Raw genomic sequence first — 23,251 nt, 5'->3', positions numbered from 1 at the left:
GGGAGAAGGGGAAGTCGGCGCAAAAATCCCCTTGACCTCAACTTACCTTGAGCTTGCAAACCGTCTCCGAGCCACCTGGCAACCAAACCTTCCAAATCGGAGACAGATCGAAATGAGCACCGAAAATCACCACACCGGCAGCGTGTTCCGGGTCGACAAATTCGTCGTGCCGGCGGCGGCGCGCGACGAGATCATGAGCAAGGTCTTCATGACGCATGAATTGCTGCGCCAGCAGGAAGGCTTCGTGCAGGATTTCCTGCTCGAGCAGTTCTCCGGCCCCGGGGAGTTCAACCTCGTCACCATGGTCGAATGGGAAAGCCAGGCGGCGGTCGACAGAGTGGTGCCGATCGTCAAGGCAGCGCATGAGCGCATGGCCTTCAGCGCGCAGGAAACCATCGCGCGGCTCGGCGTCAAGGCCGACATCGCCAACTACCAGCGCGTGCCGGAAGTGTAAGACGGCCAGCCGGCTCCGGGCGAAGATGCGGCGATGCCCAGTACCTGACCGGTGCGGGCGTCGCTCACCATGTTTTCGAAACCGCGCCACTCCGCGGCGAGGATAAATAGGGTCCTGCCGTCCGCTCCGCCCAGCATGCAGGCAAAGCAGCCGCGATCGACCTCGATCCGGTCGATTTTCTCGCCGCCTTCGCGCACCCTGACACAGTGCTGGTTCGGGACGTCGGCGTACCAGACGCAGCCTTCGGCATCGAGGCAGATGCCGTCGGGGTAATCATTGCCGAGATCGGCCCAGACGCGCCGCCTGGAAAGGCTCCCGTCTTCGCCGATGGCGAAGGCAGTCAGCCGCCTGGCGTGGGATTCGGCGACGATCAAAGTCCGGTTGTCCGGCGTCACCGCCATGCCGTTGGCGAAGGCGATATCCTCGGCGACCTGCCGAACCGTGCCGTCCGGCGTGATCAGCACGATGGTGCCCGGTCCGAAATGCTCGCCCGGCGCCGGCGCCGGCCCGCCGCCATTGACGTAGATGTTGCCGCGCCCGTCGACGACGATTTCGTTCCAGGGGTTCTTCGACAGTTGCGTCAGATTGGCATGGGTGACGAGCGTTCCATCCGCTTCCTGCCTAAGCAGCAGACCTTCCCGTCCCGAAACCACCAGAAGCCGGCCATCCGGCAGCCAGTCGATCGAATAGGGCAGGACGGCCGGCACCCTTGCCATGACCTCGCTTTTGCCGTTCTCGTCCACCGCGACGATCTCGCCGGTGCCCCAGTTGCACAGCCAGAGCCGGCCGTCATGCCAGCGCGGCGACTCGCCAAAGGCAAGGCCTTCGGTGATGAGATTGGCTTTCCTGGCGCTGCTGGACGACGACATTGGCTGGCTCCGCGGGCGGGTTGTCCAGCCTAGGACGGATGAGCTTATGCCGCGCCGACATAGTCCTTTCAATAATTTGAGCTCGCCTATCGCATCGACAAACCTGGCTATATTCTGGTGCCTTTCAAATCCATGGTCTGATGATATTGTCGCGCCATAGATAATCCCGCCCTCGTTTTTTCATCTGATGGAAGCATTTCGAATGTTTGGGTTTTTCTCACGCAAATCCAGCAAAGCTGCCGAGAAGAAAACGCTAGCTTCCGAAGATAAGGGAGGCAGCCTGCTCGTGCCCTCGATCATGGTGCCTCGATCCAAGATCGAACAGGCCGACGGAAAGTCATTTCATCTCGTCTTCGCAGTCATGCAATTCGTGGTAACGATGGTTTCCAAAGGGCTCTATCGCTATCAGGAGATCAACCCGAAGGCGATGCAGGTCTTTCATGCGGACCAGTACTCCTCGGAGGTAAAGAACGGCGGCCATAGTCAGTTCATCCATAATGCAGGCAGCGAAATCGACGCCATGATTGCCAACGCCAGAGCCGGGCTCAGCGCTTGCGGGGCAAAAGGTCAGTTGGCGACTTTGGAAAAGATGTCAGCCTGGGTTGCCAAGCATCCTGATGAAGCGGCGAAACAAACGGGCTTCGAAGGTGGCCGCGACGATTTCTTGGATACGCTCGACGATGCGTTCTACTCAGCGGATGAAGCCGTGCCGATGGAAGACTTGCTTGCGCGTTGGATCGCTTCTTGGCCCGATCTGCAAATTGTCGATGATGACGATTACGACGAAGCGATCAATCAACTCGTGCTGGCCAATCCCCAGCGCGAAGGCAGGCTTCTTCATGAGTCCGTTAGCAAACTGGTGCGCCAGATGTTGAGCCAGCGCGAAGTTGGCGCCGGCCTCGCCTGCGCAAAAATATCGCCGTCGGAGATCAAGCTGGGGTTCGGGATGGCAAGGATGCTGGACGTCGGAGGCGAAAAGCAGATGGTTTTCCAACTTCGAACCAGCGCGAAAGACCTCCGGCTATGCGCTGAAACGAGGGCAGGCGTTGCCGTTTACGAACACATCGCGCCCGAAGATCCTCCGGTCATACGCCCGGGCGAGAACCAGTTGGGAGCCAACGCGCCACGGATCGGCACCCGGCTTGGCCGTGCGGAAGGGTCGGAGATCAACACGGTTATCGAATTGGCTGAACGAAATCATGCTCCGGTCGCTGTCGATCTCTTGCTGCGCAAGGCCGGGTTCGATCCTGTGGGTGCCGTCGTTTCAGCTAACTCGGTGGTGCAAACGGGGGAAGGGCCGGTTGTGAATTGGGTGGTGCTGGCGTCTGGACGGACCTTCCTGTCTCTGTCTTCGCCGAATGCCAGTGTGCTCCTGGGTGGCGAGGATCATGAGAAGCTCGCTGAGGCTACGATGGCTGAACTAGACGCGCACTTCGATCGCTCCGCTGCCGCTGGATAGGTCCCAGATCGCCTTTCACTGTGTTTCCCATTCGCTTCCACGCCCTCCGCCATTGTTGCGTTGCGGGGAGGGGGGCTTTCCGCTATTGAGGCGCAACCTGAAACAGGGACCGCCGCAAGCCCTATGACGCTTCTCGACTCGGTCAAGAATACGTTCGTTCCGATCCACCGCGAAGGCTATCCCTTCATTGCCGCCTTCGCCGCGGCGACGCTGTTTCTTGGCTATTTCTCCTCGATCCTGTTCTGGATCGGGCTGATCCTCACCGCCTGGTGCGTCTATTTCTACCGCGATCCCGAGCGCGTCACGCCGGTCGACGACCGGCTGGTGGTGAGCCCGGCCGACGGCGTGATTTCGGCCGTCGGCCCTGCGGTGCCGCCGAGCGAGCTTGGCCTGGGTTCCGGCGAGATGACCCGCATCTCGGTGTTCATGAATGTCTTTTCCTGCCACATCAACCGCGCTCCGGTGCGCGGCCGCATCACGCGCATCGAGCACAAGCCCGGAAAATTCCTCAATGCCGAGCTCGACAAGGCAAGCGCCGAGAACGAGCGCAACGGGCTGGTCATCGACAGCCCGAACGGTACGGTTGCCGCGGTCCAGATCGCCGGGCTGGTGGCGCGGCGTATCGTCTGCTGGGCTGAGACGGGCGGCTCGATCGCGATCGGCGAGCGTTTCGGGCTGATCCGCTTCGGCTCGCGCGTCGACGTTTTCCTGCCGTCGAACGCCGTGCCGCGCGTCGCGGTCGGCCAGACGGCGGTCGGCGGCGAGACCGTGCTTGCCGAATTCGGCGGCACGGCGGTCACGCCCCTGGTCAGGATTTCCTGAGCGTTGGGCGCGCCATTCAAAAAGTTCGAGGCTCATGCCAGCGGCGGTCCGCGCATCCGCGAGATCCCGATGCGCATGGTGCTGCCCAACCTGGTCACGGTGCTCGCTATCTGCGCCGGCCTGTCGGGTATCCGCTTCGCCTTCGAGAACCGTTTCGAGATCGCGGTGGTCATGGTGCTGCTTGCCGCCTTTCTCGATGGCATCGACGGGCGGCTGGCGCGCATGCTGAAGGCCACCTCGAAATTCGGCGCGCAGATGGATTCGCTGGCCGATATCGTCAATTTCGGTGTCGCGCCGGCTTTGGTGCTCTACGCCTTCCTGCTCGACCGCGCCGGCTCGCCGGGCTGGATCGCGGCGCTTCTCTTCACCATCGCCTGCGGCATGCGGCTCGCCCGCTTCAACGTGCTGACCGAGGACCACGACCAGCCGGCCTGGCAGTCAGAATATTTCGTCGGTGTTCCGGCTCCAGCGGGCGCCGTGCTGGTCATGCTGCCGCTCTATCTGTATTTCCTGCGGCTCGGGCTGGAGCCCAGCCGGCCGGCCGGCTTCATCGCCACCGGCTTCACGGTGCTTGTCGCGTTTCTGCTGGTCAGCCGCCTGCCGGTCTATTCGGGCAAGAGCGTCAAGGTGCCGGGCGACAGGGTGCTGCCGGTCATCCTGGCTGTCGTGCTCTATATCCTGCTTCTGATGACCTATCCCTGGTACACGCTGACCGCCTCGGTCGCGGGTTATCTGCTCTTCCTGCCGTTCTCTGTGCGCGCCTATTCGAAGCGGGCGAGGCTGGAGGGTGAAAAGGTGCCGCCTTCGGACATTGGGTAGCTGGTAATCCCCTCGGGCAGGAGATCAGGCGGCCACACCCAGCCCCAGCCTATCAATAGCCAGCTTGCGCGCCGAGACGTAATCCGTCTTGCCGGAACCCAGCACCGGGATCTCTTCCACCTTGATGATGTCGTTGGGCACCATCAGCTCGGCAGCACCCGCCTTCCTGCCGAACTGGCGCAGTTCCTCCGGATTGGCGTCGTCGGCGGTGGTGACCAGCACGATGCGCTCGCCGCGACGCTTGTCTGGCACCGCCACCGCCGCGTGGCGCTCTTCCGGCCACAGCGACTGCACCAGCATCTCGACGGCGCCCAGCGACACCATCTCGCCGGCGATCTTGGCGAAGCGTTTGGCCCGCCCGCGGATGGTGATGAAGCCCTCGCGGTCGATCGACACGATGTCGCCGGTGTCGTGCCAGCCTTCCAGCGGCTGCAATTCGCCGGGGCGGTCGGCCGTCATGTAGCCCATCATCATGTTCGGCCCGTCGAGCCACAGCCGGCCGCCCTCGGCGATGCCTTCGACCGGCTCCAGCTTCATGCGGATGGCCGGCAGCGGCCGCCCGACCGTGCCGTCGCGGCCGTGGATGGCGGTGTTCACCGCCACCACGGGCGCGGCTTCCGTCAGCCCGAAGCCTTCGACGATCGAGGCCTGGAAGCGGTCGCGATAGGTGCGCCGCGTCTCCGGCTTCACTGCCTCGGCGCCGGCCACGACGAAGCGCAGGCTGGAAAAGTCGCCGTCCTTGGCGGTGCGGGCGTAGTTGGCGAGGAAGGTGTCGGTGCCGAACATCACGGTCGGCTTCACCTTGCGGGCGATCTCCGGGATGATCTTGTAGTGCAGCGGCGAGGGATAGAGGAACAGCTTTATGCCCAGCACCAGCGGCAGGATGGTGCCGCCGGTCAGGCCGAAGGAATGGAACGCCGGCAGCACGTTGAGCAGGGTGTCGGCCGGCGAAACGGAGACGCGCGCCTCGGCCTGCATGACATTGGCAAGCAGATTGCGGTTCGACAGCACCACTGCCTTCGGCGTGCCTTCCGAGCCGGAGGTGAACAGGATGACGGCAGGTTTGCCGGCCTCTTGCCGCTGCAGCGGCAAGCGCCACAAAAGTGCCGCGGCGACCTTGTCCAGCGTGGTCACGCTGGCGCGCACATCCTCCAGCCACAGCATCTTGGCGCCGCCCGCCTCGACCGCGGCGACGATGTCGTCGATGCCGGCTTTTTCGATGAAGGCGCGGGAGGACACCACGGTGCGGATGACGCCGGTGCGGATCGCCGCGGTCACGCTGGCCGGGCCGGCGGTGTAGTTGATCATGGCCGCCACGCGCGCCGCGGAGATCAGGCCGACGAAGGTGAGCACCACGCCATTGGCGTTGGGCAACAGCACGCCGACCGCTTCGCCCGGCGCCGTCACCGTCTCGAAATGGCGGCCGAGCACGCGCGCGCCGATGAACAGCCTGCGATAGCTGAGCGAACCCGAGATCACGTCCTCGATGATCGGATGTGATGGGCCGACGCGATCGGCGGCGTCGCGCATGGCGAGGAACAGGCCGCGGTCGAGATTGGTGCCGTAGAGCCGTGCTTCGGCGAACCGGTCGAACAGCGCATTGGTGTTGGAAGCCATGTCGGGGTTGCGCGCCACCAGCTCGGCGACGGTCATCGGCTCCAGCACGCTCACCGACAGTCGCCGGAACCAGTGGCGAGGCGCCTTCTCCTTCGGCGTCAGCGACACCGGCAGGTCGCGCGTGCCGGCAACGAAGATCGGCACGATGCGCGCGTCAGCCTGCATGGCGATGCGGGTGATGGCACGAAACAGCCGGAAGGATTTGACGTCCGGTTCGACATTGTCGGGCAGATAGACGGCGAGCCGTCCCTTGCCCTTCAGCACGCGCACCAGCCGGCGGCTGACGAAGAGGTGCTCGGCGTTGAAGGGAATCGTGCGGGCAAGTTCGCGCCACGGCTCGAGCCAGGGCGAGCGCGCCGAAGCCTCGTCCAGAATGTGCAGCGTGTCGTCGGGAAGCAGCGACAGCATCAGCGCCGGCTCGATGCGCGACTGGTGCGAGACGACATAGATGACCGGTGTCTTGGCGCTGCGGGCAATGCGGATGCGGTTGTCGGCAATGCGGTAGGCGAGCTTGAACGGCACATAGAGCAGCGCCTGGGTGAAGCGCAGGTCGAGCCGGAACCGTTCGATCACCGCGATCAGCAGCCAGGCAAAGACAAGGCCCGCCAGCAGCGCCAGGGTCAGGATCATGCCGCTCTCTCCCAACGTCCTCCAGGACGCGGCTCTTTGGCGGCCGCTTCGATGGCAGAGGGTAGCGCAAGTGCGGGCAAGGTCAATGCGGGCTGACGCAGTGCTTCGATCCCTACTTGAAAAGCTGTGACACATGTCGTAGATAAAGCGACACGTGACGGAGAGGTGAGCATGGCCAGTTTCCCAACGGGGTTTGCCGAAGCGCCACACATGGAGCCGGAGTTCGAACGGCTGGTCGACCTGTTCGGCGGGCCGAAGGTTCTTGGATCCTCGGTATCCAGCCCGCTCGAGGCCCATGAAATGATCCTGCATGGAATTCCAAGCCAGGCCCTGGAAAGCCTTGTCAGGCAACTGACCGTCATTGAAGCAGATGCCTTCGAGGCGGCATTCGGCATGAGCGAGCGGACATTCCAGCGGCACAAGTCGGATCACTCCAGGACGCTCAATCGCGAGCAAGGTTCAAGGACCTGGAATTTCGCAAGGGTTCTCACCAAGGCCGCGTCCGTTCTGGGAAACCAGGAAGCGGCTGAGAAATGGATGATTGAGCCCGCCATGGGCTTGGACAACCGGCGACCGATCGATCTTTTGGCCACGGCTGCGGGCACTATGCTTGTACAGGAATTCCTCGAACGACTTGACTATGGTGTCTACGCGTGACGCCTTTGCCGGGTTCTCTTGGGACGGGAGAAGTCCTCGGCTGGAGACTTGATCACAAACGCTTCCAGGCAAGCTGGGACAGCGGCGAGGGAGCCTTCAAACTCGGGGGAAGGTGGAACAGCAAAGGGGTCCGGGCCGTATATGCGTCCATTGACCCGTCGACCGCCATTCTGGAGGTGGCGGTCCATAAGGGATTTCGCACGCTCGATACCGTTCCTCACGTGTTGACTGCCTTCGACATCACCGATCCGTCCAAGATTCATGTCGTGCAAATGGACGATGTTCCGAACGCCAACTGGCTGCGTCCTGGCATTCCCGGCGCTGGCCAGCAGCAGTTCGGCGACAGTCTGCTAGCGGAGCATCCCATGTTTCTGATTCCAAGCGCTGTGTCCCAGCATAGTTGGAACTTGGTATTCGATCCCGGCTGGGCGAGCGGCCTTTATAAACCGCACCTGCAGGAGGATTTCGCGCTGGATACCAGGCTTCATCCTCCCGCGAGGTAGCGTGCCGTCCAGGAGGGCGGAGCAGCAAAATTTAAGCCGCGTTCAACCTGCCGCTGATGAACCGGAACTCCTGGGTCTTGCCGCCATAGCCATAGGCCGCCGCCGGCACCTCATGCACGAAGGCATAGCTTTCCTCATGCACGCCGCCCAGCAGACGGCCGAAGGCCTCGAAGATCGCCTTGAGATAGGCTTCGAGCTCTAACTTGGTGTTGGTGCCGTCGACGACCTTGATGTCTAGCCAGAACGTGTTGGTGCCGTGATCGGCCAGCGACTTGCCGCCGGCGAACCAGTGCTGCGGATCGATGTAGTTGACCGCGACCGCAGTGATGGTCGGATCCTTGCGCAGCAGCTTCGCCGTGATTTCGGTAGCCTCCTTGGCGATGGCGGCGGACAGCTTGGCGTCCGGCTTGCCGGTGACGCTGATATTGATGATCGGCATTTTCTTCTCCTTCGGGTTTGGCGTCTCGCGCCTTCGATGGAAGAGATATGGGCCGATCCATTCGTCAATAAAATCGAATTGTTTTTGACAAAAGGTTCGATATTGTCGAAATATGGAAACGCTCGACCCCGACCTCTTGAAAACCTTCCTCGCCTTCGTCGATGGCGGCTCGCTCGCAAAAGCCGCGTCCGCTGTCGGCCGCACGCCGTCGGCGGTGACCGCGCAGATGCAGCGGCTGGAAGAGATCGTCGGCGAGCCGCTGCTCACCCCGCAGGGCAGGGGGCGCGGGCTGACGCCGGCCGGCGAGGACCTTGTCGGCCACGCGCGGCGCATATTGGCCGTCCACACCGAGGCCTGGCTGGCGCTCAAAGGCGCGAGAGCCGGCGGCCGCATCGCCATCGGCACGACGCAGGATTTCGCCGATCACGGCCTGCCGGACCTGCTCAGGGCCTTCGCCGTCAGCCATCCGCGCGTGCGGATCGAACTGCGCGTCGGCCGTTCCCAGGAGCTCGGCTCGGCCTTGCAGGCGGGCCAGTTGGACCTCGCGATCACCATGCGCCATGCCGCATCGCCGGACGAAGCGGCCGTGATCAGCGAGCCGATGCTGTGGCTCTGCTCGGAAAAAGGCCTGGCGACGCGGCAGGAAACGGTGCCGCTGGCGCTGCTCGACCCCTATTGCGGTTTCCGCGAGGCCGCGCTCAATGCGTTAGACGCCGCCGGTCGCCGCTATCGCATCGCCGCCGGCAGCGCCAGCCTCGCCGGCCTGCGCACCGCGGTCGATGCCGGCATCGCGCTGACGCCGCGCACCCGGCGTTTCGCCCATTCCGGCATCGTGGAGGCGTCGCCCGATCTCGACCTGCCGCCATTGCCGATGGCCGACTTCGCCATCCGGCTCGGGCGCGAAGCTCCTCGCCCCGCAAGGGATCTGGCCGAACTGCTCGGCAGCGACTTGGCCCTGCCGTCCTGAAGGGAAGGTTTCTCCAAAGAAAAAGCCGACCTTTTTGCGGGTCGGCTTCTAGTCGGACGGGTCGAGGGGTTTGGGGGGACTTGGGGGGTGACCCGTCGAACCAATAATGCGCGAGTCGGATGATGGTTCCGTGACTCGAAAAATATTTTTACGAACGCGCCGATCTGGCCCTCAGCCAGTCGCGCCCGGCATGGGCGAAAACCGCGCAAAGCACGATGGCGCCGCCGACGATGCTGGCCATTGGCGGGGCTTCGCCGAGGAAGATCAGGGCAAACAGGATGGCGAACGGCACCTCGGCCGAGCCGAGCAGGCCGGCTTCGGCGGATGGGACGAGCCGTGAGCCTTCCGTCCACAGAATCGACGCCAAGGCGAAGGAGCAGCCGAAGGCTCCGAGCAACGCCACGTCGCGCGTCGACACCGCGAGCGGATCGGTGACGAACCAGCCGAGCACGAAAAGCAGGAAGGCCGACACCGCGCCCGCCCAGACGACCGGCGAATCGCGGAAGGCGCGCACCATGATCATGTAGAGCGCGCTGCCGGCGGTCATCAGCAGTGCCAGCCCGTCGCCGAACAGATGGCCGTTGCCGAGGCCGGCGCCGACCATGATGGCGACGCCGCACAGCGATACGGCCGCGGCAATCATCGTCTGCAGCCGGATTTTCTCGCGCACCAGAAGGAAGGCGAGCAGCGCCGCGATGAAAGGCGAGGTGGCGTAGATCACCGCGACATTGGCGACATAGGTGAATTTGAACGCCGAGATGAAGGCGATGCTGGCGGCAGCGCCCTCAATTGCCAGCAGCCAGCCGCGCCAGCCCAATCGCAGGCTTTCGCGCCCGCCCGAGCGGCGCCGGCGCCACAGCACGTAGAGTGTGATCAGGATCGAGCCGAAAAAACCGCGCCAGCATGTGATCGTCAGCGGATCGGCATGAATCGACTTGGTCAGCACGCCGGTGAGCGCGAAGGCGATGGCCGAAGCTGACACGAGAACGATGCCGAGCGTGCGCTCGGCCGCTGCGTCGGCGGCGGCAGGCGCGAGCTTTTCCGGCATGTCGAGCGTATCGGTCATGGTGCCAGCCTACCCGGTTGCTCCTGACAGCCTTCCGTCATGAGGCCTGCTCCCGTTTGCGGAAACGCTCGTTGCCGACGACCAGCAAGCCGGCGCCGATGATCAGCGCCGCGCCCATGAACACTTCCGTGCGCGGCACGTCGCCCCAGATGGCGTAGCCCAGCGCGAAGGCCCAGACCAGCGAGGTGTGTATTCGAACGGCGCCACGATCGACACCGGCGCCCGCTTCATGCCTTCGAACAGCATGTATTGCGCCACGCCGCCGAGCGCGCCGACGCTGAGCAGCAACAGCAGCTGCGTTGCGTCGGGCGTGCGCCACCAGATCAGCGCCGGCAGAGCCGAGAAGAGCAGGAAATAGAAATTGTTGAGCACCAACTGGATCATGGTGCGCTCCTGCATGGCAGTCTTGCGCAAGAGCACCACGGCGATGCCCCAAAGCACCGCGGCAGCCAGCACCAGAAGCACCGGCACGGAGAAGCCGAGCCGCGTCGGATCGCAGGCGATGAACACGCCGGCGAAACCGATGAACACCGCGATCCAGCGCAACAGCGGCACCGTCTCGCCCAGGATGAGCACCGACAGCACGGTGACGATGATCGGCGCGGCGTAATAGATGGTGGTGAGCTCGGCAAGCTGCAGCGAGCGCGCGGCGTTGTAGTAGCAGAGCCAGGCGGCGAGCGTGAAAGCGCTGCGCACCAGCATCGGCCTGACGATCGGCGAGGCGATCGTGTCGGCAAACAGCCGCTTGCCGCCGATCGCGCTGCAGGCGAGAAGCACCGTGATCGAGCGGAAGAACATGATCTGCCAGACCGTCATGCCGGCGACCAGAAGCTTGATCGAGGCATCCTGCGCCGAAAACAGGAAATAGGCGGCAGCCGTGAACAGGATGCCGGCCAGCACCCTTTCTCGGCTTTCTAGGACGACGATATCGGCCATGGTATCGATCTGCTTGCCTGGAGGTGGCAGCTATACGAGCGAACGCAAGGGCTGCGCTGCTCCAGCACGGTGCTTGCGTTGGCGCAGGGGATTGGCAGGAACAAGGTGTCCAGCCGATTGACAAAGCCGAGGCTCACGCTGTTCCATCCGCCGCATGACCTACGACCGCGCTTGGCTCGAAGAAGCCGTCCGCTCCAAATCGCGCCCGCGTCTGCTGTTCTTCTGGGGCCACCAGCCCTCGAAGGACGGCAGCATCACCGCATCCTGCTTCAGCCAGTGGTGGCCGGCGCCCTTCACCGCGGCCGGTTCGCGCTATGCGACGGCTGAACACTGGATGATGGCGTCCAAGGCGCGCCTGTTCGGCGACGAAGAGATGGCGGCGCGGATCGTGGAGGCCGGCAGCCCCAAGCAGGCGAAGGAATTGGGCCGCAAGGTCAAGGGCTTCGACGGCGCGCTGTGGGACCGCGAGAAGAACGATATCGTCGCCGAGGGCAGCTTTCAGAAATTCAGCCAGAACAAGGATTTGGGTGCGTTTCTGCTCGCGACGGGCGACAAGGTTCTGGTCGAGGCGAGCCCTGTCGACCGCATCTGGGGCATCGGCCTCGCGGCCGATGACGAGAAGGCCGCCAATCCGTTGCTGTGGCGCGGCGAGAACCTGCTCGGATTTGCACTGATGCGGGCGCGTGACCGCCTGCGGGCATAGCCCTGCCTACTGCGTCGCCTGATAAAGCTCCGATGCCGCGTCCTTCAGCGCGCGTCGACCGTCAGGCCGCAGATACATCATGTGGCCGCCCTCGACGACGTCGAGCCGGATCGGCTTGGCATCGGAAAGCGATGGAAGCTGGTTCACCAGATAGCGCGAGGCGAGATAGGGCGTGACCAGATCGGTATAGCCGTTGACGATGACGACGCCGAGCGCCGGGTTGAGCGAGCGCGCGCGCTGCAAATCGTTCATCACCCCGGCATAGCCCTGACCCGACGTGCCATAGTCCCAATTGCGGCTGATCTCGCCATTGAGCAGCCTGTAGCTGACATCGGTGCGGTAGTTCAGCTCGTCGCGGGCATAGGCGACGAAGGCGGAGGTCAGCACCGGAACGCTGCGGTCGAGCACCGGATCGGGGCCGGCGTCGCGCGGGCTTTGCGGCTCGATGTCGGCGGTGCCGATGGTGGCGTCATAGGGGCTGAGCACCTTGCCCGTGGCGCGCTGGAATTCCTTGGCGAAAAGGCCGGTCGGGATGCGGGCGAAATTGCGCTGGACGAGCTCGAGCGGTAGGCCGGTGATCTCCGAAACGCGTGTGCTGGCGAGCTTGCCGCCTTGCTCAAGCCCGCTGTTCAACGCCGTCAGGTAATCGCCGAGCGCGTAATGCTCGACCTCGGCCAGCCTGTCGTGCAGCGCGTCGCCGCTGACGCCGTCGCCCTTCAGCCGCGTTGCCGCCAGCGACGGCAGTTCGAGCGCCCAGTGCAACTGGTCGAACTGATCGGGCCGTACCAGCATGAATTCCAGCGCCGGCGAGATCAGCACGATGCCGCTTGGGCTGAGGCCCACGTCCTCCTGCAGCGTGCGGGCAAGCAGCGCGGCGCGGAAACCGCCATAGCTTTCGCCGGCGAGGAACAGCGGCGCTCCGGTGCGGCCGTTCTGCGCCAGATAGAGTCGCATGAAGGCGCCGACCGAACTGGCGTCGGCGTCGACGCTCCAGAATTCCTTGCCCTCGTGCCCCGGCGCCTCGCGGCTGTAGCCGGTGCCGACCGGATCGACGAAGACGAGATCGCTCATGTCGAGCCAGCTGTCGGGATTGTCGATGAGCTTTTGCGGCGGCCGCAGGAACTCGCCGTCGGCGGCGGTCTCGACGATGCGCGGTCCGATTGCGCCGAGATGCAGGTAAGCCGACGCCGCGCCCGGCCCGCCATTGAAGACGAAAGTGATCGGCCGGTCCTTCGCCGGCGCCGGCGACTGCTGCGTGTAGGCGACATAGAAGATCTCGGCCGTGACCTCGCCCTTGCCCGAAAGCAGTGACAGCGTGCCGGCTTTGGCCTGGTAGTCCAGCTTGCGCCCGCCAAGCGTGATCGAATGCTCGGTGACCTGCGGCGGCGGCAAAAGCGACAGCACGCCGCCGGTGGGCGCCGGCCGGTCCGGTGTTTCAGCGAGGGCCGGCTGCGCGAAGGCAGCGAGCGCCAGCAGGATGAAGGGGACGAGTCTCAGCTTGGACCTCATGATGCCTCCGCAAGGGGTTCCGCAATAGGTATGGCCTGGGCCTGCGAAGTCAAAGCAACTACTTGGTCTCGCGATCCGTCACGGTGCCCGAGCCACCATACCGGCCCGTCTCGCCGCCATGCGCCAGGTTGAACTTGCAGCGGCATGCGCTACGCTGGGCGCGAATGCTTTCGAATTTTTCCCTCGACCGACTTGCAAGCTGGAGCGGCGGCGTCGCCGCCGCGGCCGGCGCCGCGACGCCCGAGGAATTGTCGGCTCGCTTCACCGCTGCGGCGTGCGTGCTGCTTGGCTCCGATCGCGTCTATGTCGGCTTCTATCGCCGTGACATCACTTCCCTGACGATCGACGACGCCGGCCCCGATCGCTGGAACCGCGACTACGACGCCCGCGTCTACCGGCTGGATCCCTTCTTCCAGCGGTTCGCCAGCAGCCGGCAGGATTTCCTGTTGCCGTTATCGGCTCTCCGCAACGGCGATTTCCAGCACTCCCCCTACTATCGCGAATTCTATGGCCCTTCCGACAGCTTCGACGAGATAACCGGCGTGTTCAATCTCGATAGGTTGACCGCTGGTTATGTCACCTTTCTGCGACGCAACGGCGCGCCGCCCTTTGGCGACCAGGATCTGGCGCTCGCCTGCGCCGCGGGCGGCGCAACGAAGCTGGTTCTGGAAAGATTGTTTCACTTGTGCCGGCTCCGGGACAAGGGCGGGGCAATCGAGGCCGGGCGGTCCCTGCTCAGCGCGCGCGAGACCGAGATCGCGCGGCATCTGATCGACGGCGGCAACGCCAAGACCATCGCGCGAAGCCTTTCCATTTCGCCGGGCACGGCCCGCAACCACATCAAGCAGGTCTATCGCAAGCTTGGCGTGCACTCCCAGGTGGAGTTGCTGGCCGCGGTTCGCGAGGCCGCGCGCGACTGATGCTGCGCGCCGGCCCTACTGCCCCGTCACCACGCGCGTCCACATGCGGTTTTGGGACCGTAGCAGCTTCGCGTCGCTGTTGTTGACCACGAACAGCTTGGCCTTCACGTCGTCGGGAGGAAAAACTCCGGGATCGCTGGCGATCGCCTTGTCCATCAGCGGCAGGGAATCCGGTATCGCGTTGGCATAGGAGACATAGCTGGAGTTGGCCGCGGCGATATCGGGCCGCAGGTTGAAGTTGATCCAGGCCATGGCGTTGTCGGGGTGCGGAGCATCCTTCGGCACCGCCATCGTGTCGAAGTTGATGAGCGTGCCTTCCCTCGGAATGGAATAGGCGATCTCCAGCTTCTTGGCGGATTCGGCGGCACGCGTCCTTGCCTGAAGTATGTCGCCGGACCAGCCAAGCACGACGCAGATGTCGCCGTTTGCCAGGTCGTTGATGTATTTCGAGGAGTGGAAATAGCGGATGTAGGGCCGCACCTTGGCCATCAGTTCCTCGACTTTGGCGAGGTCGTCGGGACTGGTCGAGCGCGGGTCGACATGAAGATAATTCAGCGCCATCGGGATGACTTCAGCCGGCGCGTCGATCATCGCCACGCCGCAATCGGAGAGCTTCTTGATGACGTCGACGTCGAAGACCATGGCGAAGGAATTCGTCGGCGCGTCCGGCAGCCGCTGCTTGACCGCGGCGACGTTGTAGCCGATGCCGTCGGTGACGGCCATGTAGGGCACGGCATGCTTGTTTTGCGGGTCCGCGCCCGCGATCAGCGAAAGAGCCTGCGGATCGATCTTCGCGTGGTTTGCGAGCCTGGACGTGTCGAGCTCCAGGAAGGCCCCCGCCTTCACCTGGTTCTTCAGGAACGGATAGGCCGAAGGATAGACCACGTCATACCCGGAGCCGCCGGTGAGCAGTTTTGTCTCGAGCACCTCGTTGCCGTCATAGACATCGTAGCGAACCTTGATGCCCGTCTCCTTCTCGAACTTCTCGGCGGTGTCCGGCGCGATGTAGTCCGACCAGTTGTAGACGTTGACGACTTTTTCCTCGTCCGCTGAGGCTGCGCTGGCGATGCCGCAGGCGAGCCCGGCAAGCAGCGTTGACAGGATCAGGGCGCGCATGAATCTCCTCCTTTTCGCCTAGGCTGGCACCGATGGATCGCTCAGCCCTCAGTTTCGTTTCGCGGCCGGTTAGCCGGCGTTCGTCGTCGCTCAACGTCGTTGCGGGGCATAGACCGGCAAGGTGATGCAGGCGACATTGCCGCCGCCCAGCAAAATCTCGCGGGAATTCTCGATGCCGACTATTCTGTGGTCGGGGAACAACTCGGCCAGCTTTGCCCTTGCTTTCACGTCGAGGTCGGAACCGAACTCCGGCACGACCACAACGCTGTTGCCCGGATAGTAGTTGATGTAGCTCGCTGCGATCCGGTTGCCGGCCGGTCGCGCCCAGGTCGAATCGAGCCGGTCCACGCTTTCGCTTTCTTCCGGCGTCATCTCGATCGGCAAGGGATGGGGCAGACGATGCACCTCGAGGGCATGGCCACGCGCGTCGCGGGCCGAGCGCAGCACTTCCTCGGCTTCCCGCACGATCTCATATTGCGGATCGTCGCGATCGTCGGTCCAGCTCAACGCGACCACGCCCGGGCGCACGAAGCAGCAGACATCGTCGACATGGCCGTCCGTCTCATCGAAGGCAAAGCCGCGCGGCAGCCAGATGATGGTGTCGACGCCGAGATAGTCGCCCAGTTGCCGTTCCACCTCGGCCTTGCCGAGATGCGCGTTGCGATTTCGATTGAGCAGGCATTGCTCCGTCGTGATGAGCGTGCCCTGTCCGTCGCATTGCAGGCCTCCGCCTTCGGCGATCAGCGGCGCGCGATAACGATCCATCCTCTCGATTTCGAGCACCTTTTGCGCCGCCAGGTCGTCCAGGTCCCATGGCGCGTAGAGCCCGCCGTCGAAACCGCCATAGGCGTTGAAGGTCCAATCGACGCCGCGCACGGCGCCTTGATCGTTGACGACGAAATTCGGGCCGCTGTCGCGTAGCCAGGAATCGTTGGTGGACATCTCCACCACGCGCACATGTTCCGACAACCGGGCCCTGGCGTTCTGCCACTGCCGGCTGGACGCCGCCACCGTCACCGGCTCGCTTTGCGCGATCGCCGCGGCGACATTGGCAAACAGCTTCTGCGCCGGTTTGGCGCCGAGGCGCCAGGTGTCCGGTCGCTCCGGCCAGATCAGCCAGCATCCCGACTTGGGCTCGAACTCGCCGGGCGCGCGGAATCCATCCTGTTTTGGCTTCGTCGAAAGGGTACGTGGCATGCGGGGCACCGGGAAAAAATGGCAGACGACACTCGCCCGGATCAGACTTTTTCGGGACATCGTCCGTCAATGTCCCATTTGGGATACCCGGATGCAGACTGGAGCAACTCCAGAGAGGGATGGAGCGGCTGCTTTCCTGATTGCCGCGAAACCAGCGAAGCAGGCCGCTCGCCATTCCCTTCAACGGTAAAGACTTGGCCGGAACGGTGGCAGGATAAATGCATTGCCTTGCCGATCAATCGGGGCAAATCTCGATCGGACGGCGGGTGCCGATGCAGCAACAAGTCGACGAAAAGGATGGGCAATGGACGCCACAGCACTCAAGGCCATGCAGGCGCCGCTGAAGGAAGCTTATCGCGACGATGCCGCGCGGGCGCTGATCACGCTCAGAGCCCGCGGCACGCTCGACGACCAGTCGATCGCCTGCAAGGTCGAGACGGGCAGGGCGCTTGCCGTCGCCGGGCTTCATCCGGCGACCGGCGGCTCGGGCCTCGAGCTATGCTCCGGCGACATGCTGCTGGAGGCGCTGGTCGCCTGCGCCGGCGTGACGCTGAAAGCGGTGGCGACGGCGCTGGAGTTCAAGCTCGGCAACGCCACCGTCGAGGCGGAGGGCGACCTCGATTTTCGCGGCACGCTCGGCGTCGCCAGGGACGCGCCGGTCGGTTTTCGCGAGATAAGGCTGAAATTCGACCTCGACACCGACGAGCCTCGGGAGCGCATCGATTCGCTGATGAAGCTCACCGAGCGCTACTGCGTGGTGTTCCAGACGATCAACAACAAGCCGACGTTGTCGGTGAGTGCTTAAAGGCTGAAGCGCCCCGCTACTGGGCCGAGGGCGTTTCGGCATCCCCCTCATCGGTGAAGGGCGAGGCGCTCGGCACGCATTGCACGGCCCAGCCCTGAGGGGTCGGTTGCTTCTGATATTCGGTCACGGCGTTTGTGCACTGTTCGCGGGTGTCGAAGGTGCTGGGCAGCACCACCATGCCGCCCTGCGGGCCGGCGATCACCAGATACCAGACCAACGCTACGCTGGGGGTGGCAGCCATGGGTATTCCTCACTTTGCTCGAATGTCGGAGTCGGACCGATCCTAGCAACTCCCTCGGGACGGCGAAAGCAGGGCGGCGGCACACGCTTCCACCGCCCCGGTCACAGACCCGTGAACGGCCGCGCTTACTCGGCCGCGAAGCAGTAGAACAGGCCGTCGCCGCCGGTGCCCTTGAGCGCTTCCTGGCTGCAGCCGCCGCGCGAGGCATGCGAGGAATTCCACGATTTCGCCGCCGCCGAATCGTCGAGGCCGGTGCGGTCGTGATGGCCCATCATCGCCGCGCCCTCGGCGCCGCTCATCGTCCAGTCGCCGCAGGTCTGGTCGGCGATCTTCGTGCCGTCCGGCTTGGAACCGGTCAGCATGTCGTGGCGGTTCGGCGTGTCGCCGCGACCATTGACCACCTCACCCTTTTCGTTGAGCGCCGTCTGCTTGGTGATGCCGTTGGCGTCGCCGTGGAGCGAGGCGACATCGTCGGCGATCTTCTCGCCCTTGGCGTTGAACCACGGACCCTTGCCGATGCGGTCGCGCGCGTCTTCGGTGCTGGAAGACAGATAGGCATGCCAGGTCTTGCCGGTGACGCCGGCGGCTTCCGCCAGCGAGGCGCAATGCGCATCAGCGCCCTTCAGGCCGCCAAGATCGGCGCCCTTGCCGGAGCCGACGCTGGTGACGAAGAAGCTCATATTCTTGTCTTGCGAGAAGGCCACGCCGGCCGTGGCGGCAAGTGCCGCGGCAATGGCGGTGGCGGCAACGAGAAGAAGCCTGCGCATGTCGGTCCTCCGATTTTCGAATGTGCTACATTCGAAGAACGTTGCCGGAGGCCTGTTTAATCCGTGCTGCGCTCAGCTTTTGTTCGAGCTTATTGCGGCTGCCGGTAGGCGACGAAGCGGTTGTGCTTGGCCTGGAAGATCAGGCCGGTTTCCTTCAGCTCCGGGCTTGCCAGCGGCACGATGCGCCTGGCGATCTCGGACGGATGCGGCAGCGTCTCCGGATCCTCGCCTGGCATCGCCTGCGCGCGCATCGCCGTGCGCGTGGCGCCCGGGTCGGCGGCATTGACCCTGAGCGGCAGGGTCTCGGTCTCATGCGCCCAGGACCGCATCATCGTTTCGACCGCGGCCTTCGAGGCCGCGTAGGGCGCCCAGAAGGCGCGCGCCGAATGCGCCGCGTTGGAGGACAGAATGATGGCGCGGCCGGCGTCGGAGAGCCGCAGAAGCGGGTCGACCGAGCGGATCAGCCGCCAGGTCGAGGTGACGTTGATGGTCATCACCTTCTCGAAGGTTTTTGCCTCGACATGGCCGATCGGCGAGATCACGCCAAGCACGCTGGCGTTCGCCACCAGAATGTCGAGCTTGCCCCAGCGCTCATGGATGGCGCCGCCCAGCCGGTCGATGCCGGCCATGTCGGAAAGATCGAGCGGCACCAGCGTCGCCTGTCCACGGCCATCGGCCTTGATCTGGTCATCCAGCTCTTCCAGCCCGCCCACGGTGCGCGCCACCGCGATCACATGCGCGCCGGCCGCCGCCAGCTCCCTGGCGATGAAATAGCCGATGCCGCGCGAGGCGCCGGTGACGACCGCCACGCGGCCGGAAAGGTCGAGGGTCATGCGAGAGATTCCGTAAGATGGACCGGCTTACGACCCGCTCGAAGCCAGCAGCGACAGCGTGCGCACATTGTCGTGGCCTTCGAAGTCGAGCAGGCGGGTGGGGTACTGTCCGGTGAAGCAGGCGTCGCAGAATTGCGGCTGGTCGTTGTCGCGGCGCGCTTCGCCGACGGCGCGGTAAAGGCCGTCGATGGTAAGGAAGCCGAGCGAGTCGACGCGGATGAACTCGGCCATTTCCTCGATCGACATGCGCGATGCGAGCAGCTTCGATTTCTCCGGCGTGTCGACGCCGTAAAAACAGGATGCGCTGGTCGGCGGCGAGGCGATGCGCATATGCACTTCCCTGGCGCCGGCATCGCGCACCATCTGCACGATCTTCTGGCTGGTGGTGCCGCGCACAATCGAATCGTCGACCAGCACCACCCGCTTGCCCTCGATCATGCGGCGGTTGGCGTTGTGCTTGAGCTTCACGCCCATATGGCGGATGGAATCGCCGGGCTGGATGAAGGTGCGCCCGACATAGTGGTTGCGGATGATGCCGAGTTCGAAGGGAATGCCCGCCGCCTGGGAAAAGCCGATCGCCGCCGGCGTGCCGGAATCCGGCACCGGCACGACGATGTCGGCCTCGACCGGGCTTTCCTGCGCGAGTTCGGCGCCGATGCGCTTGCGCACTTCGTAGACGTTGCGGCCTTCGACCGTCGAATCCGGCCGCGCGAAATAGACATATTCGAAGATGCAGAAGCGCGTCTTCTGCGGCTCGAACGGGAACAGGCTCTCTATGCCCTTGGAGGTAATGACCACCATCTCGCCGGGCTTGATGTCGCGCACGAAGCGGGCGCCGATGATGTCGAGCGCGCAGGTTTCGGATGCCAGGATCCAGGCGCCGTCGAGATCGCCCAGTACCAGCGGGCGGATGCCGAGCGGGTCGCGGCAGCCGATCATCTTCTTGGCGGTCATCGCCACCAGCGAGAAGGCGCCTTCGACCTGACGCACCGCCTCGATGAAGCGGGAATTAAGATCGCGCTCCTTGCTGGTCGCGACCAGGTGCAGCAGCGTCTCGGTGTCGGAGGTCGACGAGAAGATCGAGCCCTGTTTCTGCAGCGCGCGCTGCACGGTGAGCGCGTTGGTGAGGTTGCCGTTATGGGCGACCGCCAGGCCGCCTTCGGCAAGCTCGGCGAAGAACGGCTGGATGTTGCGCAGGCCGGCGCCGCCGGTGGTGGCGTAGCGTGTGTGGCCGATGGCGCGATTGCCCTGCAGACTGTCGATGACGCGCTGCTTGGTGAAGGTGTCGCCGATCAGGCCGACATGGCGTTCGACATGGAACTGGGTGCCGTCATAGGAGACGATGCCGGCCGCTTCCTGGCCGCGATGCTGCAGGGCGTGCAGACCGAGCGTGACGATGGCCGCCGCGTCCTGTCGGCCGAAGATGCCGAATACGCCGCATTCGTCGTGGAAATGATCGTCGGCCTCGGCGGAAAGGACTTTGCCTCTGTCTGCCGTTGAGTCTGCCATCTGGTGCTCAAGCTCCGCTAAAGCTGCCATATAGGGCCATCGCTCGCCGAACGCAACGCATGCCGGCAGGCATTGACAAATAGGATGAGAGCAGGCCGCGAGAGCCTGCCAAAATCAGTTTGCCGGCGCGGGCGCGGGCGCTGGCGCCGGAGCGGGCGCAGGCGTGGCCGGTTCGTTGTCGGCCGGGGCGTCGCCCTCGCTGTCGTCTGGCGCCGTCGCGTTGTCGTCGCCGGCCGCCGGCGGCTCCGCCGCGGGCTGGTCGCCCGTTGCCGGCGCGCCGGCCTGCGGCGTGCCCTTATGCGTGTATTTGTTGACCAGTTCCTCGGTGTTTTCCGGCAGCACGCTCTCGAGCTTGGCGCCGATCGTTTCGAGCAGCGGCCGCGACTTGGCGTTGGCGATCCAGGCGGGCGCCTTGGCGCCGGCAAGCCAGTTGAAGAACAGCAGCGCCACCGCGACCACCAGGATGCCGCGCGCCGCGCCGTAGAGGAAGCCGAGCGTGCGGTCGAGCGCGCCGATGCGCGAATCGATGATCCAGTCGGCAAGCTTCATGGTGATGACCGAGACGACGATCAGCGCGATGAGGAAGACGACGCCGGCGGAAGCCGCCATCGCGATCTTGTCGTTCTCGATATAGGGCTGAACGTAAGGCAGCACCGGCTTGTAGAAGAAGAACGCCGCCGCCGCCGCCGCTGCCCAGGAGACCACCGACAGCACTTCGCGGGAGAAGCCGCGCACCATGGCGAGCATTGCTGAAACCAGGGTGAAGCCGACGAGAATTCCGTCAAGCAGCGTAATCGGCATGGTCCTCGCCCCACTTCCTGTCTTACGGCCCGACGAGCCGCATCACTCATCGTCGTCGGCACGGCTGCGCCGTGAGCCGGCTATGCGTGCCACAAGGTCGGCAAGCTCGGTGGGTTGGAACGCGCCGGCCCCGATCCCCCCGGCAATTTCCTCGCTGCCAAGCGGCAGCACCGCGCTTCCAAAACCCAGCTTTTCGGCTTCTTTGAGGCGCTGTTGCGCATGCGCAACCGGCCTCACCGCGCCTGATAGGCTGATTTCGCCGAAATAGACGCAATCGGCGGGAAGGGCAAGACCGGTAAGCGAGGAAACCAGTGCGGCGGCGACCGCGAGATCGGCTGCCGGCTCCGAGATCCGGTAGCCGCCGGCGACGTTGAGATAGACATCGTGCTGGCCGAAGCGGACGCCGCAATGCGCCTCCAGCACGGCGAGCACCATGGACAGCCGCGCGCCGTCCCAGCCGACCACGGCGCGGCGCGGCGTGCCGAGCGAAGAGGGCGCGACCAGCGCCTGGATTTCGACCAGCACCGGCCTGGTGCCTTCCATGCCGGCGAAAACCGCGGCGCCCGGCGATTTCGCGTGGCGTTCGCCGAGGAAAAGCTCGGACGGATTGGAGACCTCGCGCAGGCCCTTGTCCGACATCTCGAAGACACCGATCTCGTCGGTCGGCCCAAAGCGGTTCTTCACCGTGCGCAGGATGCGGAAGTGATGATTGCCTTCGCCTTCGAAATAGAGCACGCCGTCGACCATGTGCTCGACGACGCGCGGTCCGGCGATCTGGCCTTCCTTGGTGACATGGCCGACAAGCACGATCGCAGCGCCCGTGGATTTCGCATAGCGGATCATGGCTTGAGCGGCCGCGCGCACCTGGGTGACGGTGCCCGGCGCCGAATCGGCAAGATCGGTCCACAGCGTCTGGATCGAATCGAGGATGACGAGATCCGGCCGCTTGCCGTCGGCGATGGTCGCGAGGATGTCCTCGACATTGGTTTCGGCGGCGAGCTCGACCGGCGTCGAGGCGACGCCGAGGCGCTGGGCTCTGAGCCTGATCTGCGCCACCGCCTCCTCGCCCGAAACATAGACGATGCGGTGACCCTTCGAGGCGAGCGCCGCTGCGGCTTGCGTCAGCAGCGTCGACTTGCCGATGCCGGGATCGCCGCCGACCAGAAGCGCGGAGCCGCGGACAAAACCGCCGCCGGTGGCGCGGTCGAGCTCACCGATGCCCGAAACGATGCGCGGCGCGTCCTCGATATCGCCGGACAGGCTGGTCAGCACCACGGCGCGGCCCTTGCGGGCGTTGCGCGTGTTCGCCGGTCCCGAGCCGATGCCGCCGGACGTGCCTTCCTCGACCAGCGTGTTCCATTCGCCGCAGGCATCGCATTTGCCGGCCCAGCGCTGATGCACCGAGCCGCAATTCTGGCAGATGAACTGAACGCGCGATTTGGCCATCAGGGCTGTGCCAACCGCAAATTTTCGAAGGCTGGCGTTCCCGCCCACCCCCCTCTGGCCTGCCGGCCATCTCCCCCGCAAGGGGGGAGATCAGCAGCTTGGCCACCGGCGCTCTTTTTGCAACGTCGGCGATTGGCGAAGGTCGTGGTAACAGCCAATCTCCCCC

Annotated in this window: 23 protein-coding genes and 1 pseudogene; 10 read left to right on the top strand and 14 right to left on the bottom strand. The window is 64.5% G+C overall.

Features of this window, described 5'->3' with window-relative positions; translation table 11 throughout:
- Positions 1-112: 112 nt before the first annotated feature.
- The gene (locus KVT37_RS21840) at positions 113-454 is read left to right on the top strand and encodes an antibiotic biosynthesis monooxygenase (protein WP_217576869.1); all 342 of its coding nucleotides are present in this window, start codon (positions 113-115) and stop codon (positions 452-454) included.
- Here the strand turns inward: KVT37_RS21840 and KVT37_RS21835 are convergent.
- Positions 430-1,323 (bottom strand): SMP-30/gluconolactonase/LRE family protein, encoded by an 894-nt coding sequence (locus KVT37_RS21835; RefSeq protein WP_217576867.1) that lies wholly within the window; start codon positions 1,321-1,323, stop codon positions 430-432. The two genes, KVT37_RS21840 and KVT37_RS21835, sit on opposite strands and share 25 nt — an antisense overlap.
- A 202-nt stretch (positions 1,324-1,525) precedes the next feature.
- Between KVT37_RS21835 and KVT37_RS21830 the strand changes: the two genes are divergently transcribed.
- The 3 genes from KVT37_RS21830 to pssA all read left to right on the top strand — a co-directional run bounded on the left by KVT37_RS21830 (position 1,526) and on the right by pssA (position 4,423).
- Positions 1,526-2,782, top strand: a complete 1,257-nt coding sequence (locus KVT37_RS21830) for a DUF4375 domain-containing protein (protein WP_217576866.1) — start codon at positions 1,526-1,528, stop codon at positions 2,780-2,782.
- 84 nt (positions 2,783-2,866) lie between these two features.
- A complete protein-coding gene (locus tag KVT37_RS21825; protein WP_308642717.1) occupies positions 2,867-3,604 on the top strand; it encodes a phosphatidylserine decarboxylase in 738 nt (245 codons plus the stop codon).
- A gap of 75 nt (positions 3,605-3,679) precedes the next feature.
- Positions 3,680-4,423: a CDP-diacylglycerol--serine O-phosphatidyltransferase gene (gene pssA, locus KVT37_RS21820; protein ID WP_254634184.1), complete on the top strand. Its 744-nt coding sequence runs from the start codon at positions 3,680-3,682 to the stop codon at positions 4,421-4,423.
- Positions 4,424-4,447: 24 nt separating this feature from the next.
- Here pssA and KVT37_RS21815 read toward each other — a convergent pair whose 3' ends face one another.
- Positions 4,448-6,670, bottom strand: coding sequence for an AMP-binding protein (locus KVT37_RS21815; RefSeq protein WP_217576860.1), 2,223 nt, complete (start codon positions 6,668-6,670; stop codon positions 4,448-4,450).
- Between the two features lie 171 nt (positions 6,671-6,841).
- Here KVT37_RS21815 and KVT37_RS21810 point away from each other — a divergent pair, with 171 nt between their 5' ends.
- Both KVT37_RS21810 and KVT37_RS21805 read left to right on the top strand, forming a co-directional pair.
- Complete coding sequence (locus tag KVT37_RS21810; RefSeq protein ID WP_217576858.1) at positions 6,842-7,327, top strand: antitoxin Xre/MbcA/ParS toxin-binding domain-containing protein; 486 nt, start codon at positions 6,842-6,844, stop codon at positions 7,325-7,327.
- Positions 7,324-7,830: an RES family NAD+ phosphorylase gene (locus KVT37_RS21805; protein ID WP_217576856.1), complete on the top strand. Its 507-nt coding sequence runs from the start codon at positions 7,324-7,326 to the stop codon at positions 7,828-7,830. The genes KVT37_RS21810 and KVT37_RS21805 overlap by 4 nt, the downstream gene beginning before the upstream one ends.
- Before the next feature lie 31 nt (positions 7,831-7,861).
- On the opposite strand, the gene KVT37_RS21800 is transcribed toward KVT37_RS21805, so the two are convergent.
- Positions 7,862-8,269: a 4-oxalocrotonate tautomerase family protein gene (locus KVT37_RS21800; protein ID WP_217576854.1), complete on the bottom strand. Its 408-nt coding sequence runs from the start codon at positions 8,267-8,269 to the stop codon at positions 7,862-7,864.
- A gap of 112 nt (positions 8,270-8,381) precedes the next feature.
- Between KVT37_RS21800 and KVT37_RS21795 the strand changes: the two genes are divergently transcribed.
- Positions 8,382-9,236, top strand: coding sequence for a LysR substrate-binding domain-containing protein (locus tag KVT37_RS21795; protein ID WP_217576853.1), 855 nt, complete (start codon positions 8,382-8,384; stop codon positions 9,234-9,236).
- Positions 9,237-9,384: 148 nt separating this feature from the next.
- On the opposite strand, the gene KVT37_RS21790 is transcribed toward KVT37_RS21795, so the two are convergent.
- Both KVT37_RS21790 and KVT37_RS21785 read right to left on the bottom strand, forming a co-directional pair.
- Positions 9,385-10,302, bottom strand: coding sequence for a DMT family transporter (locus KVT37_RS21790; protein ID WP_254634173.1), 918 nt, complete (start codon positions 10,300-10,302; stop codon positions 9,385-9,387).
- 37 nt (positions 10,303-10,339) lie between these two features.
- Positions 10,340-11,238 (bottom strand): annotated as a pseudogene (locus tag KVT37_RS21785) (DMT family transporter).
- Positions 11,239-11,392: 154 nt separating this feature from the next.
- Here KVT37_RS21785 and KVT37_RS21780 point away from each other — a divergent pair.
- On the top strand, positions 11,393-11,941 hold the full coding sequence (locus KVT37_RS21780) for an NADAR family protein (protein WP_217576851.1): 549 nt from the start codon (positions 11,393-11,395) through the stop codon (positions 11,939-11,941).
- Positions 11,942-11,947: 6 nt separating this feature from the next.
- Here KVT37_RS21780 and KVT37_RS21775 read toward each other — a convergent pair whose 3' ends face one another.
- Positions 11,948-13,450 (bottom strand): S10 family peptidase, encoded by a 1,503-nt coding sequence (locus KVT37_RS21775; RefSeq protein ID WP_217576849.1) that lies wholly within the window; start codon positions 13,448-13,450, stop codon positions 11,948-11,950.
- Between the two features lie 164 nt (positions 13,451-13,614).
- Here KVT37_RS21775 and KVT37_RS21770 point away from each other — a divergent pair, with 164 nt between their 5' ends.
- A complete protein-coding gene (locus KVT37_RS21770) occupies positions 13,615-14,370 on the top strand; it encodes a LuxR family transcriptional regulator (RefSeq protein ID WP_217576847.1) in 756 nt (251 codons plus the stop codon).
- A 15-nt stretch (positions 14,371-14,385) separates the two neighbouring features.
- Here the strand turns inward: KVT37_RS21770 and KVT37_RS21765 are convergent, their stop codons facing one another.
- Positions 14,386-15,486 carry a polyamine ABC transporter substrate-binding protein gene (locus tag KVT37_RS21765; protein ID WP_217576845.1) on the bottom strand — a complete coding sequence of 367 codons (1,101 nt, stop codon included), beginning with the start codon at positions 15,484-15,486 and terminating at the stop codon, positions 14,386-14,388.
- Positions 15,487-15,576: 90 nt separating this feature from the next.
- The gene (aguA, locus tag KVT37_RS21760) at positions 15,577-16,683 is read right to left on the bottom strand and encodes an agmatine deiminase (protein ID WP_217576843.1); all 1,107 of its coding nucleotides are present in this window, start codon (positions 16,681-16,683) and stop codon (positions 15,577-15,579) included.
- Positions 16,684-16,987: 304 nt separating this feature from the next.
- Between aguA and KVT37_RS21755 the strand changes: the two genes are divergently transcribed.
- Complete coding sequence (locus tag KVT37_RS21755; protein ID WP_217576842.1) at positions 16,988-17,488, top strand: OsmC family protein; 501 nt, start codon at positions 16,988-16,990, stop codon at positions 17,486-17,488.
- Positions 17,489-17,504: 16 nt separating this feature from the next.
- Here the strand turns inward: KVT37_RS21755 and KVT37_RS21750 are convergent, their stop codons facing one another.
- The 6 genes from KVT37_RS21750 to radA all read right to left on the bottom strand — a co-directional run bounded on the left by KVT37_RS21750 (position 17,505) and on the right by radA (position 23,085).
- The gene (locus tag KVT37_RS21750; RefSeq protein ID WP_027165524.1) at positions 17,505-17,729 is read right to left on the bottom strand and encodes a hypothetical protein; all 225 of its coding nucleotides are present in this window, start codon (positions 17,727-17,729) and stop codon (positions 17,505-17,507) included.
- A gap of 125 nt (positions 17,730-17,854) precedes the next feature.
- Entirely contained in the window at positions 17,855-18,496 is a 642-nt protein-coding gene (locus KVT37_RS21745) for a hypothetical protein (protein WP_217576840.1), read from the bottom strand.
- A gap of 89 nt (positions 18,497-18,585) precedes the next feature.
- Positions 18,586-19,329 carry an SDR family NAD(P)-dependent oxidoreductase gene (locus KVT37_RS21740; RefSeq protein ID WP_217576838.1) on the bottom strand — a complete coding sequence of 248 codons (744 nt, stop codon included), beginning with the start codon at positions 19,327-19,329 and terminating at the stop codon, positions 18,586-18,588.
- A 27-nt stretch (positions 19,330-19,356) separates the two neighbouring features.
- Complete coding sequence (gene purF / locus KVT37_RS21735; RefSeq protein ID WP_217576836.1) at positions 19,357-20,838, bottom strand: amidophosphoribosyltransferase; 1,482 nt, start codon at positions 20,836-20,838, stop codon at positions 19,357-19,359.
- 114 nt (positions 20,839-20,952) lie between these two features.
- Positions 20,953-21,639, bottom strand: coding sequence for a CvpA family protein (locus tag KVT37_RS21730; RefSeq protein WP_217576834.1), 687 nt, complete (start codon positions 21,637-21,639; stop codon positions 20,953-20,955).
- Between the two features lie 42 nt (positions 21,640-21,681).
- Positions 21,682-23,085, bottom strand: a complete 1,404-nt coding sequence (gene radA, locus KVT37_RS21725; RefSeq protein WP_217576832.1) for a DNA repair protein RadA — start codon at positions 23,083-23,085, stop codon at positions 21,682-21,684.
- Positions 23,086-23,251: the final 166 nt, after the last annotated feature.

It is taken from the genome of Mesorhizobium sp. GbtcB19 (assembly GCF_019091085.1).
GTDB lineage: Bacteria > Pseudomonadota > Alphaproteobacteria > Rhizobiales > Rhizobiaceae > Mesorhizobium.
The sequence above is the reverse complement of the archived record's forward strand: the minus strand, read 5'-3'. Positions and strand labels throughout refer to the sequence as shown.